The sequence below is a fragment of the Cupriavidus sp. OTU4054 genome, from assembly GCF_038440175.1.
Taxonomy (GTDB): Bacteria; Pseudomonadota; Gammaproteobacteria; order Burkholderiales; family Burkholderiaceae; genus Cupriavidus; species Cupriavidus pauculus_D.
In genome coordinates this window covers 407,898-422,340 of record NZ_JASATF010000002.1, presented here as the reverse complement: position 1 = coordinate 422,340, position 14,443 = coordinate 407,898, and the positions used below count along the sequence as shown (strand labels likewise).

At 67.0% G+C, this 14,443-nt stretch carries 13 protein-coding genes; 3 read left to right on the top strand and 10 right to left on the bottom strand.

Annotated elements, in window-relative coordinates:
* The first annotated feature begins 65 nt into the window (after positions 1-65).
* Together AAHB16_RS04760 and AAHB16_RS04755 are read left to right on the top strand one after the other, a co-directional pair.
* Entirely contained in the window at positions 66-1,181 is a 1,116-nt protein-coding gene (locus tag AAHB16_RS04760) for an NADH:flavin oxidoreductase/NADH oxidase (RefSeq protein ID WP_150374616.1), read from the top strand.
* A 179-nt stretch (positions 1,182-1,360) separates the two neighbouring features.
* Positions 1,361-1,528 (top strand): hypothetical protein, encoded by a 168-nt coding sequence (locus AAHB16_RS04755; RefSeq protein ID WP_342050241.1) that lies wholly within the window; start codon positions 1,361-1,363, stop codon positions 1,526-1,528.
* Between the two features lie 54 nt (positions 1,529-1,582).
* On the opposite strand, the gene AAHB16_RS04750 is transcribed toward AAHB16_RS04755, so the two are convergent.
* The 10 genes from AAHB16_RS04750 to AAHB16_RS04705 all read right to left on the bottom strand — a co-directional run bounded on the left by AAHB16_RS04750 (position 1,583) and on the right by AAHB16_RS04705 (position 12,481).
* Positions 1,583-3,040, bottom strand: a complete 1,458-nt coding sequence (locus AAHB16_RS04750) for an aldehyde dehydrogenase family protein (protein ID WP_342050240.1) — start codon at positions 3,038-3,040, stop codon at positions 1,583-1,585.
* Between the two features lie 118 nt (positions 3,041-3,158).
* On the bottom strand, positions 3,159-4,940 hold the full coding sequence (locus AAHB16_RS04745) for an ATP-binding response regulator (protein ID WP_342050239.1): 1,782 nt from the start codon (positions 4,938-4,940) through the stop codon (positions 3,159-3,161).
* A gap of 27 nt (positions 4,941-4,967) precedes the next feature.
* Positions 4,968-5,600: a response regulator gene (locus AAHB16_RS04740; protein WP_150374613.1), complete on the bottom strand. Its 633-nt coding sequence runs from the start codon at positions 5,598-5,600 to the stop codon at positions 4,968-4,970.
* A gap of 287 nt (positions 5,601-5,887) precedes the next feature.
* Positions 5,888-6,595, bottom strand: coding sequence for a dipeptidase PepE (pepE, locus tag AAHB16_RS04735; protein ID WP_342050238.1), 708 nt, complete (start codon positions 6,593-6,595; stop codon positions 5,888-5,890).
* A 91-nt stretch (positions 6,596-6,686) separates the two neighbouring features.
* Positions 6,687-7,547 carry a phosphodiesterase gene (locus AAHB16_RS04730; RefSeq protein ID WP_342050237.1) on the bottom strand — a complete coding sequence of 287 codons (861 nt, stop codon included), beginning with the start codon at positions 7,545-7,547 and terminating at the stop codon, positions 6,687-6,689.
* Between the two features lie 16 nt (positions 7,548-7,563).
* Positions 7,564-8,613, bottom strand: a complete 1,050-nt coding sequence (locus tag AAHB16_RS04725; protein WP_342050236.1) for an ABC transporter ATP-binding protein — start codon at positions 8,611-8,613, stop codon at positions 7,564-7,566.
* Positions 8,606-9,493 (bottom strand): ABC transporter permease, encoded by an 888-nt coding sequence (locus AAHB16_RS04720; RefSeq protein WP_342050235.1) that lies wholly within the window; start codon positions 9,491-9,493, stop codon positions 8,606-8,608. The genes AAHB16_RS04725 and AAHB16_RS04720 overlap by 8 nt, the downstream gene beginning before the upstream one ends.
* Before the next feature lie 10 nt (positions 9,494-9,503).
* Positions 9,504-10,322, bottom strand: coding sequence for an ABC transporter permease (locus AAHB16_RS04715; protein ID WP_150374608.1), 819 nt, complete (start codon positions 10,320-10,322; stop codon positions 9,504-9,506).
* A 52-nt stretch (positions 10,323-10,374) separates the two neighbouring features.
* Positions 10,375-11,394, bottom strand: a complete 1,020-nt coding sequence (locus AAHB16_RS04710) for an ABC transporter substrate-binding protein (RefSeq protein ID WP_150374607.1) — start codon at positions 11,392-11,394, stop codon at positions 10,375-10,377.
* 46 nt (positions 11,395-11,440) lie between these two features.
* Positions 11,441-12,481, bottom strand: a complete 1,041-nt coding sequence (locus AAHB16_RS04705; protein WP_223851846.1) for a substrate-binding domain-containing protein — start codon at positions 12,479-12,481, stop codon at positions 11,441-11,443.
* A 367-nt stretch (positions 12,482-12,848) separates the two neighbouring features.
* On the opposite strand from AAHB16_RS04705, the gene AAHB16_RS04700 reads away from it, so the two are divergent.
* Positions 12,849-14,420: a DUF1800 domain-containing protein gene (locus tag AAHB16_RS04700; protein ID WP_150374605.1), complete on the top strand. Its 1,572-nt coding sequence runs from the start codon at positions 12,849-12,851 to the stop codon at positions 14,418-14,420.
* The last annotated feature ends 23 nt before the right edge of the window (positions 14,421-14,443 follow it).

Sequence of the window (14,443 nt, the reverse complement as noted above, 5' to 3'; positions counted from 1 at the left end):
CTACAATCCGCGATGAGACCCGGTGCGCATGGGCGCCCGGGAGGAAATCTGAAGGAATTCACCTCATGAGCCATCTCTTCGATACCTACGCGATCGGCAATCTCGAACTCGCCAATCGCATAGCGATTGCGCCAATGTGCCAGTACTCGGCCAATGAAGGCAACGCTACCGACTGGCACATGATCCATCTGGGACATCTGGCGCTCTCCGGCGCGGGTCTCATGATCATCGAAGCCACCGCGGTGTCGCCGGAAGGGCGTATCTCGCCGGACGACCTCGGCCTCTACAACGACGACAACGAGGCCGCGCTGGATCGCGTGCTGAAGGCGATTCGCGCGTATTCGCCCATCGCGGTCGCCGTGCAGATCTCGCACGCGGGACGCAAGGCGTCGAGCCAGGCACCGTGGGAGGGCGGGGCGCAGATTCGCCCGGACCAGCCGCGCGGATGGCAGACGTTCGCGCCTTCGCCTGTGCCGCATGCGGAAGGGGAAGCCGCGCCGATCGCGCTCGATCGCGCGGGGCTGGACAAGATTCGCAACGACTTCGTGGCGGCGGCAAAGCGCGCGGCGCGGCTCGGCGTGGACGGCATCGAGATTCATGCCGCGCACGGCTATCTGCTGCATCAGTTCCTTTCGCCGATTGCCAACAAGCGCACCGATGAATACGGCGGGTCGCTCGAGAATCGCATGCGCTTTCCGCTCGAGGTGTTCGACGCCGTGCGTGGGGCGTTTCCCGCTGACAAGCCCGTGTGGGTGCGGGTGTCGGCGACGGATTGGGTCCCCGATGGCTGGGATATCGAGGGCACGATTGCGTTCTCGCATGCGTTGAAGGCACGCGGATGCGCGGCGGTGCATGTGAGCACGGGCGGCGTGTCGCCGCAGCAGGCGATCAAGCTCGGGCCCGGGTATCAGGTGCCTTATGCCCAGCGCGTGAAGGCCGAGGTGGGTTTGCCGACGATGGCGGTGGGGCTGATCACCGAGCCCGAGCAGGCGGAGGCGATCATCTCCAACGACGAGGCGGACGTGATCTCGATCGCGCGGGCGATGCTGTACGACCCGCGCTGGCCGTGGCATGCGGCGGCCAAGCTCGGGGCGAGGGTCAGTGCGCCAAAGCAATACTGGCGCTCCCAGCCACGGGGGCTTGGCGATCTTTTCAAGGACGCGCATTTCGGGCAGCGATAAACCCTCCCGCACCGCACCATTCAGCACGCACTTAAAACGAAGGGATTTCCATGATTGCTTTGGTCACGTGAAGTGACCACCATGAAGTCATAGACATAGCGTTGGCAGTAAGACGGGCATCCCCAACAAGCCCGCTGCATCACAGAAGTAGTCGTTAGAACGAACTCTGGGAGACATCCATGCAAGTCTATGACGGCCTCGTCTTTGCCTGTGCCATGGTGCTGGTGTGCATGTACGCCTATCTGGGCCTGCAGGCGCAGAGCACGGCGCTCAAGTACGGCTCGCCCGCTATCGTGGGGCTGTTGACGATCGTCTACGCGCTGTTGCCGATGCGAATGATCGGATAACGGAACACAGGCCGGCCACGGGAAGGGCCGGCCCTGTTTCAAACACCTGTCACGCTACGATCGTAGCGAGAGCCATATCGCCTTCGGTTCCGTGAAGTTCTCGATGGCGGCGTCCCCATGCTCGCGTCCCAGACCCGAGTCGCCAGCGCCGCCCCACGGCAGCCGCACGTCCGTATAGCCATAGGTGTTGATCCATACCGTGCCCGCGCGCAATTCGCCCGCGACCTTGTGCACGCGTCCGATGTCGCGGCTCCACACGCCGGCGGCCAGGCTGAATGCCGTGCCGTTGGCGATGCGCACCGCGTCTTCCTCGTCCTCGAACGGAATCACGCTCGCCACCGGGCCGAAGATCTCTTCCTGCGAGATGCGCATCTCGTGCCCGACGTTGGCGAATACCGTCGGCGCGACATAGAAGCCCCGCTCGCCGATACGTTTGCCGCCCGCCACCGCACTGGCGCCCTCGCGCTTGCCGATCTCCACATAGTCGAGCACGGTCTTCATCTGCGCCGCGGAGACCACGGGACCCATCGTCGTCCCGGGCGCCGCGGGGTCGCCCACGCGAATGGCATTGGCCCGCGCGGCCAGCCGTTCGACCACTTCGTCGTAGACCCGGCGCTGCGCGAGAATGCGCGAGCCGGCCGAGCACACCTGGCCCGCGTTGAAGAAGATGCCCGATGCCGACGCGCGCGCGGCCGCTTCCACGTCCGCATCGGCAAAGATGATGTTGGCCGATTTGCCGCCGAGCTCGAGCGTCACGCGCTTGAAGTTGGCCGCCGCGCCCTGCATGATTCCGCGCCCCACGCCCGGCGAACCGGTAAAGGTCACCTTGTCGATGCCCGGATGCGCGACAAGCGCGTTGCCCACCACGCTGCCCTTGCCGGTCACGATATTGAGCACGCCCGGCGGGATGCCCGCCTCGAGCGCCAGTTCCCCGACCCGTAACGCGGTCAGCGGCGTGATCTCGGCCGGTTTGACGATCAGCGTGCACCCGCAGGCGAGCGCGGGGGCCATTTTCCACATGCCGATCATCAACGGAAAATTCCACGGCACGATGGCCGCGACCACGCCCACGGGCTCGCGCACGGTGTAGGTCAGCGCATCGGGACGCGTGGGGACGACCTGGCCATTGATCTTGTCGCACCAGCCCGCGTAGTAGCGCACGGTGTCGATGACGGCGGGCACATCCTGCCGCCGCACGCCGGCCAGCGGCTTGCCGCCGTCGAGGCTTTCCAGCGCGACGAGTTCGTCGGCATGTGCCTCGAGCAGGTCCGCAAAACGATAGAGATTGCGCCCGCGCTGGGCGGCACGCATGCCGCTCCAGCCCTTGAGCGCGCGCCGCGCGGCCTGTACCGCGCGATCGACGTCCTCCGCGGTGCCCTGTGCCACGCGCGCGATCGGCGTTTCGTCGGCGGGATTGATATCGGTGGAATAGGTGCCGCCGGTGCCGCCGGTGCCGCCGCCGGGTGGCAGGCGGTTGCCGTCGATCAGCAGATCGTGAGTCGGCAAGTCCATGGTCAGTCTCCTTGCGGGTAGGCCCGCTTATGGCTAGGAGTGTGGGCAGGGGACTGACCTAAGTCCAATTAATAGATATGATTGATTGATAAGTTTGTCGTATGGATTGGCGTGTGGCTTATTGTTCCGCTCCGATCCATTCAGACTCCCTCAGCAGGGCGCTCATGGCCGCATGGAGCTCGCCAGGGACCACAGGTTTGTGAAGCAGGGCGGTCCCGCCCGCGTGGGCATGCCGCAGCCGATCGGCGGCCGTATCGCCGGTGATGATGATCGCGGGCAGGGACTGGCCCAACCGCATGCGGATGGCCTCGAGCGCTTCGTGCCCGGTCCGATGCCCGCGCAGCCGGTAGTCGGCGAGAATCAGGTCCGGCGTGAAGTGGTCGAGCGCGGCCAGCGCGTCTTCCTCGGACTCGGCCGTATGGCACTTGCAATGCCAGACCCCGAGCAGACCCGCCATGGCCTCGCGGATCGCCGCATCGTCGTCGATCACGAGCACGCGCAATCCGTCCAGACGCATGGCCGAATGCGGCAGCGTCGTTTCCTCGGGCGCGATCCAGGCGAGCGGCAGCCGCAGCCGGAACACCGAACCGCGATGGGTCCGCGAGGACATGGTCACGCGCGTCTGCATCGTGCGCGCGAGCCCATCGACGATGGCGAGCCCGAGGCCCAGGCCCTTGCGCTGGTCGCGCTCCGGGTTGCCGAGCTGATGGAACTCCCGAAAGATCTCGCGGTGCTGCGCGGCCGGGATGCCGATGCCCGTGTCCCAGATCTCGATCGACGCATGGAAACGGCGCGGGCGGCAGACCACGAGCACGCCGCCTTCGCGCGTGTAGCGAATGGCATTGGCGATCAGGTTGCGCAGGATCAGTTCGACGAGCGTCGGATCGCCGAAGACCGTGGCCGTCGTATCGCGCGTGCGATAGACGAGTCCGCGTTCGTCGGCCTGCGGCGCGAACTCGTTCTCGAGCTTGTGCAGCAGCGGCTGGAGGCGGAACGGACGGGGCCGTGGCGTGATGACGCCGGCCTCCAGCTTGGAGAAGTCCAGCAGCGTGTTGAGCATCTCGCGTGCCGCGTCCGACGAGGCCTCGATATGCGCGAGCAGCTGCCGCTGGTGCTCGTCGAGCGACGTGCGTCCCAGCGAGATCAGGAACAGCCCCAGCGCATGCAGCGGCTGGCGCAGATCGTGGCTGGCCGAGGCGAGGAACACGGACTTCGCGCGATTGGCTTGCTCGGCTTCGCGCTGGGACTGGCCCGCGCGCGCGGTCTGCTCGCGCAGCTGGGCGATCAGTTCGACGTTCTCGAAGCGCAGCGCGATGGCATTGCGCGCCACGCTCGCATAGTTGCGCGCGAAGATGATCAGCACCACGAGGTAGAGCGGCGTGGCGAGGAACATGGGCAGGTAGGCCACGTCGCCGGTCATCAGGAACACGATCCAGACCGGCAGGATGGCGGGGACGAAGAACGCCATCGCGACGGGCAGGCACGCGGAGAACACCGCGAGCGCGGCCGCGCTCATGCCCGCGATCAGCGACAGCACGCAGATGACCACCGCGGGCGAATGCATGTCGAGATATAGCCATGCCACGAGGCCCCACAGCATGCCGATGGCGCAGACCATGGCGGTGAGCGCGCGCGCATAGCTGCGCGCGTTGCCCTCGCTGAGGCGGTGCGGTATCGCGTAGCGGCCGAAGTAGGTGATGGTGCAAAGCAGGACCACGACGGCCGCCCAGGGCAGCGCGCCCGGATGGCCGCCCGTGATCGTGAGCCCGCTGGCCAGGAAGATCGCGGCCAGCGAACACCCGATCATTGCGATACCGAAGCTCTGGTCGATGAGCTCCATCTGCGCGGCCAGGAGCCGAGGCTCGTCGAAGCACGGAAGCAGGGAGCGCAGGGTAGGCATCGACGTAGCCAGCGGTGCGAAGCGCGGCTAGCGCTGCGCCTGTACCAACCCGCGGCGCTGCGCTTCGAGGATGGCCTCGACGCGGCTGACCACGCCGAGATGGTCGAGGATGGCGGCCACGTGTACGCGCACCGTGTTCTCGGAAAGGCCGAGATGATGCGCGATGACCTTGTTCGAGCGGCCCATGTTGAGCTGGCTCAGGACCTCGAGCTGGCGCGCGGTGAGCGGGCTCCACTTGTACGTGGCGGGCTGTGTGTCGGGGCAGCCGCCGGCCGGATGGAAATGCGTGCCGCCGGAGAGGCAGCAGCCGATGGCCTCCTCGATCTCCCGCGCGTCGGCGGACTTGGGCAGAAAGCCCGCGATGTCCTTGCGCACTTCCTGCGGAATGGCTTCGAGTCCCGAGGTGCCGGACACGATGAGGATGCGCGCGGACGCGAAATGCCGGCGCAGGACCTTGATGCCTTCGATGCCGTTGAGGCCGGGCATCTGCACATCGAGCAGCAGGATATCGACGTCCTGGTCGGCATGCTGCTGCACCGCGTCCATCACCGAGCCGGACTCTAGGATCGACGTGACATGCGGACTGTCGGCAAGCAGCAGCCGCAGCCCCGTGCGGAACAGCGTGTGGTCGTCGATAAGCAGAAGGCAGGCGCGCGGCATGAGAAGTGCAGAGAGGCTGACACCAGATTTGACTCGATTCCCGCCGGAATGTCCATGCAACTTCCCGCAGAAGTCGAGGCTAGTCCGGAAAGATTATTGGCGATGATCTACCAAAGTGTCACGATGCGGCCGTGGACGAATTCCGCGACTTGTCCATACCACTTCAAATACCCACTCCACCCGGCTGTGGGTATTTTTTTGGCCGAGCATGTTGTTTTGCGTTCGTTTGATGCTCGGTCTCTTTCGCTCGCATTCTCTCCGATTCGCTTCCCTTTGAATACTGCTGGTTAACGCGGCATTTCCAGCGCGCCCGCAGCGATCTCGGTCGTCCGTTCGCCAAGGAACCACCGCGCGGCATGCTCGCCATGCAGGGTCCAGCCCGTGCCCGACACGCGTACCCAATCCCCTTCCGGCAGTCCCAGCACCGGCATCTCCGGCGACAGGACCGTGAACTCGGCCAGCCGCTGGTCGCGCGTCTCGCCGCGGAAGCCCGGTACCACGAGGTTGAAGTAATGGCAGTTGAACTGGAACGGCATCAGGCCCAGCGAGTCCAGGCCGCCCGGATCGACGATCGGCATGTCGTTGGTCGTGCGGATGGTCGGCGAGGTAATGACCGACCCCGCGCTCCAGCCCACATAGCGGAGGCCCTCCGGGCCGCCGCCCGCGCGCAGGCGCTCGGCCAGCGGCGCGAGCAGTTGCTGCTCCCGCAGGCATTTGAGCAGGCGGAACGTATTGCCGCCGCCAACGATGACCAGCGAGGCCGATCCGACGGCCGCGCGCGCATCGGCCTCGCGGTGCAGGCCGCGTACCGAGATACCGATCGGCGCGAGCGCATCGCGCACCTGTGCCGTGTAGTCGTCCCAGTCGCGCGTCACGCCCGCGAAGGGCACGAACAGCGCGTCCTGACGGCCGTCGGCCAGTTCGCGAATGGCCTCGAGGGCGTGGACGAGGTAGCCATCGTCGCTCGTCGAATTGCTAAGAAGCAGGAGTTCCATGAAAAATACCAGGACACGTGTTCCGTCATGCGGAATCGCGGTCCGTAATCGAGAGGCTGAACAAGCCCGAGATGTTATCTCAATCGCGCGCTCAGTCGATCAGCTTGCCGTCCGCATCGAAGAACGGATGGGCCGCGCCGAAGTCGCCGCTGGCGGCCGCATGCGTGACCAGCCCGTGTTGCGGATGCCACCAGTGCAGCAGGTATCCGGGCGGCTCCATGCGGAAGCGCGACGCGGCGTTCGGGTCGAGATCGAGCGCGACCTGATGCGCGGGGCCGGGCGCGGTCATCGCGATGGTTCCGCCGAAGCGGCGCGCGATATGGCGGTGCAGATGGCCGCAGATCACGCGTTCCACCTGCGGATGGCGCGCGATCACGCCTTCCAGCACGTCGCTGTTCTCGAGCCCCTGCACGTCCATATGTCCGATGCCCGTATGGAAAGGGGGATGGTGGAGCATCACCAAGGTGGGCCGGCCGGGCTGCTCGCCCAGCGTGCGATCGAGCCACGCCGCGCCGTCCGCGGGCACGCGGCCGTGCGGCTTGTACGGAACCGTGCAGTCGAACGCGATGAGCCGCAACGGGCCGGCATCGGCGGTGTAGTGGATCGGCGCGTCGCCGTCGCCATGCATGCGCAGGTAGGTGTGGTCCGGGAACTCGCGGCGCAGCGTGGCGCGATGATCGTGATTGCCGGGCATGAGCCAGACCGGCATCGTCAGGCGCGCGAGGATGTCGCGGAGGAATCGGTATTCGTCCTCGCTGCCGAAGTCGACGAGGTCGCCCGTGACGACCACGCCGTCCGGGCGTTGCGGGGCGTCGAGCAGCGCGTCGATGCAGCGGTGGAGCGCGCCGGCCGTATCGACCATGCGGTAGGAGAGTTTGCCGCCGGCCTTGATATGGAGGTCGGTGATCTGCGCGAGCAGATAGGGGGCAGCTTGAGTGTCGGATGCGGACATGCTCGTTCTTCTACGTTCAGGCAGCCCTGGGCAGGGCAATCAGGTGACTGGTATCGATGCGCAGGCCGACCCGCTGGCCCGGCGCCCAGCCGTCGCGGCGCGACGTATCGGCGATGAGCGGCGCGCTGGCGCCCACGTCCACGAGCAGGCGCGTGTGGTTGCCGAGGAACAGCGCCGTGACCACGTTGCCCTGCAGATGCGCGTCGTCGGGATGCACGAGGGCGATGTCCTCCGGACGAAACATGAGCTCGGCGGCGGTGTTGGCGGCCGATGCCGACATCGGCACGGCGCCGCCAGGCACACGCCATAGGTTGCCGTCGGCCGACGCGGACAAATGGTTCATCGTACCGATAAAGTCGGCCACGAACGCGTTGGCCGGTGCGCGATAGATGTCCTGCGGCGAACCGGCCTGCGCGATGCAGCCCTTGTCCATCACGATGATGCGGTCGCCGAGCGCCATCGCCTCGGCCTGGTCGTGCGTGACGTATACCGCGGTGATATGGAGGCTGCGCAGCAGCTGGTTGATATCGGCACGCAGCGCATCGCGCAGCTTGGCGTCGAGCGCGGTCAGCGGTTCGTCGAGCAGCAGCACGCGCGGTTGCACGGCAATCGCGCGCGCGAGCGCCACACGTTGCCGCTGCCCGCCCGAAAGCTGGTCGATGCGCCGGTCGGCCAGCGGGCCCAGATGCATCATCGCGAGCATGTCGTCGATGCGGCGTTTGCGCGTGGGCGCGTCGATCTTGCGCACGCGGAGCCCATAGCCGATGTTCTCGGCGACGGTCATGTTCGGGAACAGCGCGTAGCTCTGGAACACCATGCCGACGCCGCGGCGCTCGATCGGGAGTTCGGTGACGAGGTTGTCGCCGAACCAGACCTCGCCGCCCGCGTCGGGCTGCTCCAGTCCGGCGATGATGCGCAGCGTGGTGGTCTTGCCGCAGCCCGACGGGCCGAGCAGCACGACGGTCTCGGCGGCGCCGATGTCGAGGTCGAGCGGATGCAGCGCGCGCGTGCCGTCGGCAAAGGTCTTGGCGCACTGGCGCAGGCGGATGGTCGTGGGTTCATGCATGGCGGGTCTCCGCGTTGTTCTGGGGGGCGGTGCCGGCCGGCGTCGTCACCGTGGCGGCTGGCGTGGCGGGTTCGGCGACATGGCGGCGGGCGCGCGCACCCGCGGCGCTCATGGCCTGCATGGCGACAAGCAACGGAATGATCATGATGAAAAAGACGATCGTGTAGGCGGAGCCGATCTCGAGCCGCATCGACGCATAGCTGTCGGCCAGGCCCACGGGCAGCGTCTGCGTGGTCGGGGTATGCAGCATCCACGTCAGGTTGAATTCGCCGACGGACAGCGTGACCACCATCAGCGCGCCGGCGAGAATGCCCTGGCGGCAGTTCGGCAGCACGACGGTGAAGAAGCGCTGCAGGCGGGTGGCGCCGAGGCTCGCGGCAGCGTCCTCGAGCGTGCGGATATCGATGGCGGACATGATCGCGAGCACCGAGCGCACCATGAACGGCAGCGTGAACAGGACGTGGCCGATCAGGATGAACACCCAACTCGTGCGCAGCGACTGCCAGCCGCCGTAGAGCAGGATCAGCCCGAGCGCGGTCGCGAGGCCCGGCAGCGCGACCGGCAGCATCAGCAGTTCCTCGATGATGCGCGTGATGCGGTTGCGGCGCAGGGCCATGTAGTAGGCGGCGGGCACACCGAGCACGAGCGTGCAGGCCAGGCAGGCCAGCGCGATGCCGAGCGACAGGAAGATCGTGCCGCGGTAGAGCGACCAGACCTCGGCGAGCCAGCGCGTGGTCAGGCCGCTGGAGACGCCGACAAAGATGTTGTTGGTCAGGCCGGCGAGCACGGAGAGGACGACCGGAATCACCATGAACACGCACAGGGCCAGCGTCAGCGCGAGCTGGAGCCAATATTGGGTGGAGCGACGGGCGGTGGACATGAATCGCTCCTTACGCGGTGGCGGCGACCGCGTCGCCCGAGAACCAGCGCGCCACGGCGAGCAGCGCCCACGTGACCGCGCCCAGCACGATCGACAGCGCGGCGGCCATGCCGAAGTTCGCGTAGTTGGTGAATTCGTTGTAGATGGTCAGCGGCAGCACATCGAGCTGCGTCGCCAGCGTGAAGGCCGTGCCGAACGCGCCCATGCTGGTCGCGAAGCAGATGGCGCCGCTCGACAGCATGGCCGGCATCAGCGCGGGCAGCATCACGTCGCGCACCACGCGCCACGGGCCCGCGCCGAGGGAGCGCGCGGCTTCTTCCAGCGAAGCGTCGAGTTTTTCCACGGCGGCCATCACGGTGAGGATGACCCGCGGAATCGAGAAATACAGATAGCCGACGAATAGCCCGGCCAGGCCATAGGCAAAGGTCCAGCGCTCGCCGGCGAGCGCGTCGCCAATGGTGGCGAGCAGCCCGTTGCGGCCGCCGAGCATGATGACCATGAAGCCGATGACGACGCCCGGAAACGCGAGCGGGAACGTCAGCATCGCGACGATCACGGCCTTGCCCGGCACGGTATGGCGTTGCAGAAAGGTACCGGCGACGCCGGCGATGGCCAGCGTGACGAGCGTGACCGAGGCGGACAGCAGCACGGTCACCATCAGGCTATGCAGGTAGCGCGGGCTGGACAGTACGGTCCAGTAGACGGACGCGCCGTCGCGGCCCGTCAGGCTCACCTCGATCAGGCGGGCCATCGGCAGGCAGAAGAACGCGAGGAAGACCACGAGGGCCGGCAGCGCGAACAGGAACAGCGTGGGATTTCTCTTCGTCATGGCAGTGACCGAGTCGGGCTCCCTCGCCCGGAGGAGAGGGAGCGGATCATGCTTAGCGGACTTCCTTCAGATACTGCTCGCTGAAGGGCTTCTGCACGTCGGCCATCTTGCCGAAGTCCACCGGCCTGGCGCGGGCATAGTCCGCGGCGGGCAGGAAGCGCGCGGCGACATCCTTCGGCACCGCGGCGCTGGCGCGCACCGGGCGCAGATAGGCGTTGGCCCACAGCGCCTGGCCCGCGTCAGACAGCACGAAGTCCAGCACCTTCTTGCCTTCGGCTTCATGCGGCGCCTTGTTGACGAGGCTCATCACGTAGGGCACGACCACGGTGCCTTCCTTCGGAATGACGAACGCGACGTTGGCCTTGTCCTTGTAGCGCGCGCGGTAGGCGTTGAAGTCGTAGTCGAGCAGGATGGGAATCTCGCCCGACAGCACGCGTGCATACGCGGTCTGCTTCGGGACGATCGGCTGGTTCTTCTGCAGGTCCTTGAAGAACTTGAACGCGGGGCCAAAGTTGTCGAGCGAGCCGCCCATGGCCTGGTTGACAGCCACGGCGCCGACGTAGCCGACGAACGCGCTGGCCGGATCGAGATAGCCGATCAGGCCCTTGTACTCGGGCTTGAGCAGGTCGGCCCACGACTGCGGCACGGGTTTGCCGCGCAGCGCATCGACGTTGACCATAAAGCCCAGCGTGCCCGAATGGATCGCGAACCAGTTGCCCTGCGGATCCTTGAGGCCGTCGGGAATGTCGTCGAAGTGCGCGGGCTTGTACGGCGCGGTCACGCCGGCGGCCTTGGCCTGGATGCCGAAGGTCACGCCGAGGTACGTGACGTCCGCCACGGGGCTGGCCTTCTCGGCGACGAGCTGGGCCAGCGCCTGGCCCGAGTTCTTGTTGTCGAGCGGCACGGTGACGCCGGTCTTTTCCTTGATGGCGCGGATCTGAGCGGCCCAGTCGGCCCATTCGGGCGGGCAGTTGTAGCAGATGGCGGTCTGCGCGGCGACGCCCTGGCTGAACGCGGCGGCGGTCAGGGCCATCGCGAGCCAGCGCAGCGGGCGTGAGAACTTGAATGTCATGGGGAGCTCCCTCGGTTGGGTGTGATGTGGGACTGGGTTTGGATAACTACGGCAGGGGGGTGGCAGTCGGTGGCGGCGCCGCGACGGTGCCCGTCACGCGCAGGCCGTGCGGCAGCAGCGTGACGGGGGCAGCGTCGCGATCGCCCGAGGCATGCAGGCGCGCGAGCAGTTGCCGCACGGCCTGCGTGCCGATATCGGCGTTGGGCTGCACGACGGTGGCCAGCGGCGGCTCGACGAGCGTGCCAAGCGCGATGCCGTCGTAGCCGAGTACGGAGACGTCGCGCGGCACACGGAGGCCCAGGCGCTTGAGATCGGAAATCACGCCGATCGCCAGCAGGTCGTTGGTGCAGAAGAATGCGGTGGGCGCATCGGGCGTGCCCATGAGCTCGCCGATTTGCCCGCTCGTTTGCGTGGCATTGCCGGCGATATGCGAGGGCAGGTTGACGGGCGGCAGCGGCTGCAGGCCGTGCGCGCGCATCGCATCCTCGTAGCCCGCGTAGCGCTGGCGCGCGCGATCGGAGGCCATGAACGCGCCCGACACCACGGCAATACGGCGATGCCCCGCGGCGATCAGCGCCTGCACGCCTTCGGACGCGCTTGTCCGGTTATCGACGGAGACCGAGTGCCGCGCGCCGTTTTCGGCCGCCTGGTTGTAGGCGAGCACATAGGGCACGCCTTCGGCGTCGAGCTGATCGAGCACCGCGCTGCGCGTGGCGTCGGCCACGGTGAGGACGAGTCCATCGACGCGATGGCGCAGCAGGTACTCCACGCGCTCGCGTTCGCGCGCGGCCTCGTAGCCGCTGGTCACGAGCATCAGGGAATAGCCCTCGACCATCGCCGCCTGCTCGATGCCGCGCCAGCATTCGGCGAACACCGCGTTCTCGAGCGTCGGCAGCATGACGCCGAGAATGCGCGTCTGTTGCGAGCGCAGCTTGGCGCCGAGCAGGTTGGGGCGAAAACTGAGGCGCTCGGCGGCTTCGTGCACGCGGCGCGCGGTGGATTCCCGCACCAGTTGCGGATGGCTGAACACGCGCGAGGCGGTGGCCAGCGAGACCCGCGCGGCATCGGCCACGTCGGCGAGCGTCACGCCATGGCTGTCGCCGACGGTGCGCGACGACGCCGGTTCGGGCGTCGAGGGGGGCGACGGGGGACGTGGGCTCACGGCGGCTCCTTGGCTGGCATCACATCGAATGAAAACGTTTTCATTCAAGTCCCGAAAAAGCGGGCGTCAAGGTATTTCTCTGCTGCACTGCGGAGACTTGCGCCCGTTCCTTCCGGTTGTCGCGCATTGTGGTGGCCTTATGTGACAACGCGATGACGGCTTTCAGCCTCGCTCGAGCGGCGTTGGTGCGGTGCGGCACCCAATCTTTCGTAACACTCTGCCCGAGCGCCACGTCAACCAATGCGCTGGCCATCCGTCAAAGCAGAAACCCGGCCCAAGGAGGAGAACCCGCATGCGCTTGGTGAACGAGATGGTTCGACGGATGGTTCCGCTGGTTGCCGCGGCGTCGCTGGCCGCCTGCGCGCAGGCGCCCGCCGCGCCCGAGGGGACCTTGGCCGTCCGGGATCTCCACTGGCTCAACACCGTGAGCTTCGGCGCGGATCAGGCCAGCATCGCGCGGCTGAAGGCGGTCGGGCGCCAGCGTTACCTCGAGGAGCAGTTGAAGCAGCCCGTGGCCGATCCGCCCGAGCTGGCCGGCATGATCGCCGCGCTGCCGATTGCCGCGCAGGACACGCCAGCCCGGTTCGAGGCCCTGCGCGCGGCGCGCCAGCGCGTCAATGCGCTGCCCGATGGCGACGACAAACAGCAGGCTCGCGAAGCGCTGAACAAGGATGGACGCGAGGTCGTGCTCGACACGAGCCGGCGGCATCTGCTGCGCGCGCTGTACTCGCCGGCGCAGTTGCGCGAGCAGATGACATGGTTCTGGCTCAATCATTTCAACGTCTATGCCAACAAGGGGCAGGTGCGCTGGATGCTGCCCGAATACGAGGAGCGCGCGATCCGGCCCCATGCGTTCGGCAAGTTCCGCGACCTCGTCATGGCGACCGTGACATCGCCCGCGATGCTCGACTATCTGGACAACGCGCAGAGCGCGGCCAATCGCGTGAACGAGAACTACGCGCGCGAATTGATGGAGCTCCATACGCTCGGTGTCGCGGGCGGGCCCAGCGGGTCGCGCTATACGCAGCAGGACGTGCAGGAGCTCGCGCGCGTGCTGACTGGCGTCGGCTTGAATCTGCGTGGGGAGCCGCCGAAGCTCAATCCGCAGCGGGCCGCCTTGTATCGCGCCGATGGCGTGTTCGAGTTCAATCCCAACCGGCATGACTTTGGCGCGAAGACGCTGCTTGGCGTGCGCATTCCGTCGAACGGGGCGCCGGCGGGCTTTGCGGAAGTGGAGCAGGCGGTAGCGATCCTGAGCCGCGACCCGGCAACCGCGCGCTTTATCTCGCGCAAGCTGGCCGAATACTTCGTCGCGGACAGCCCGCCGTCCGCGCTCGTCGATCGCATGGCGGCGACGTTTACGCGCACCGATGGCGATATCGGCGCGGTACTGACGACGATGTTCCTGGCGCCGGAGCTCGATCGCGTGCTGGCGTCGTCCGCGCGCAAGTTCAAGGACCCGATGGTGTTCGTGGTGTCGTCGATGCGGCTGGCCTATGACGGACGGCAGGTCACCAATCTGCGGCCCGTGATCAACTGGCTCAGCCAGCTTGGCGAACCGCTGTACGGCCATGTCGCGCCCGACGGATATCCGGTGTCCGAGGGCGCTTGGGCGAGCTCGGGGCAGATGGTGCGGCGGTTCGAGATCGCGCGGGCGATCGGCAGCGGGCCGGCGGGGCTATTCGCGGGCGACGATGGCAAGCCCACCGCGCGGCGCGGGTTTCCGGTGGCGAACAGCCGCATGTTCTACGACACGATCGAGGGCACGCTGGGGGCGGCCACGCGGGCGGCGCTGGGGCAGGCCGAGTCGCAGGCGGAGTGGAATACGGTGTTGCTGAGTTCGCCGGAGTGGATGCAGCGATGAACGCGACGTACCTGGAGGTGATG

Bases quoted from the DNA above. Each gene is read 5' to 3' on its own strand.
- AAHB16_RS04760 (WP_150374616.1), top strand. From the start codon at position 66: ATGAGCCATCTCTTCGATACCTACGCGATCGGCAATCTCGAACTCGCC.
- AAHB16_RS04755 (WP_342050241.1), top strand. From the start codon at position 1,361: ATGCAAGTCTATGACGGCCTCGTCTTTGCCTGTGCCATGGTGCTGGTG.
- AAHB16_RS04750 (WP_342050240.1), bottom strand. From the start codon at position 3,040: ATGGACTTGCCGACTCACGATCTGCTGATCGACGGCAACCGCCTGCCA.
- AAHB16_RS04745 (WP_342050239.1), bottom strand. From the start codon at position 4,940: ATGCCTACCCTGCGCTCCCTGCTTCCGTGCTTCGACGAGCCTCGGCTC.
- AAHB16_RS04740 (WP_150374613.1), bottom strand. From the start codon at position 5,600: ATGCCGCGCGCCTGCCTTCTGCTTATCGACGACCACACGCTGTTCCGC.
- pepE (WP_342050238.1), bottom strand. From the start codon at position 6,595: ATGGAACTCCTGCTTCTTAGCAATTCGACGAGCGACGATGGCTACCTC.
- AAHB16_RS04730 (WP_342050237.1), bottom strand. From the start codon at position 7,547: ATGTCCGCATCCGACACTCAAGCTGCCCCCTATCTGCTCGCGCAGATC.
- AAHB16_RS04725 (WP_342050236.1), bottom strand. From the start codon at position 8,613: ATGCATGAACCCACGACCATCCGCCTGCGCCAGTGCGCCAAGACCTTT.
- AAHB16_RS04720 (WP_342050235.1), bottom strand. From the start codon at position 9,493: ATGTCCACCGCCCGTCGCTCCACCCAATATTGGCTCCAGCTCGCGCTG.
- AAHB16_RS04715 (WP_150374608.1), bottom strand. From the start codon at position 10,322: ATGACGAAGAGAAATCCCACGCTGTTCCTGTTCGCGCTGCCGGCCCTC.
- AAHB16_RS04710 (WP_150374607.1), bottom strand. From the start codon at position 11,394: ATGACATTCAAGTTCTCACGCCCGCTGCGCTGGCTCGCGATGGCCCTG.
- AAHB16_RS04700 (WP_150374605.1), top strand. From the start codon at position 12,849: ATGCGCTTGGTGAACGAGATGGTTCGACGGATGGTTCCGCTGGTTGCC.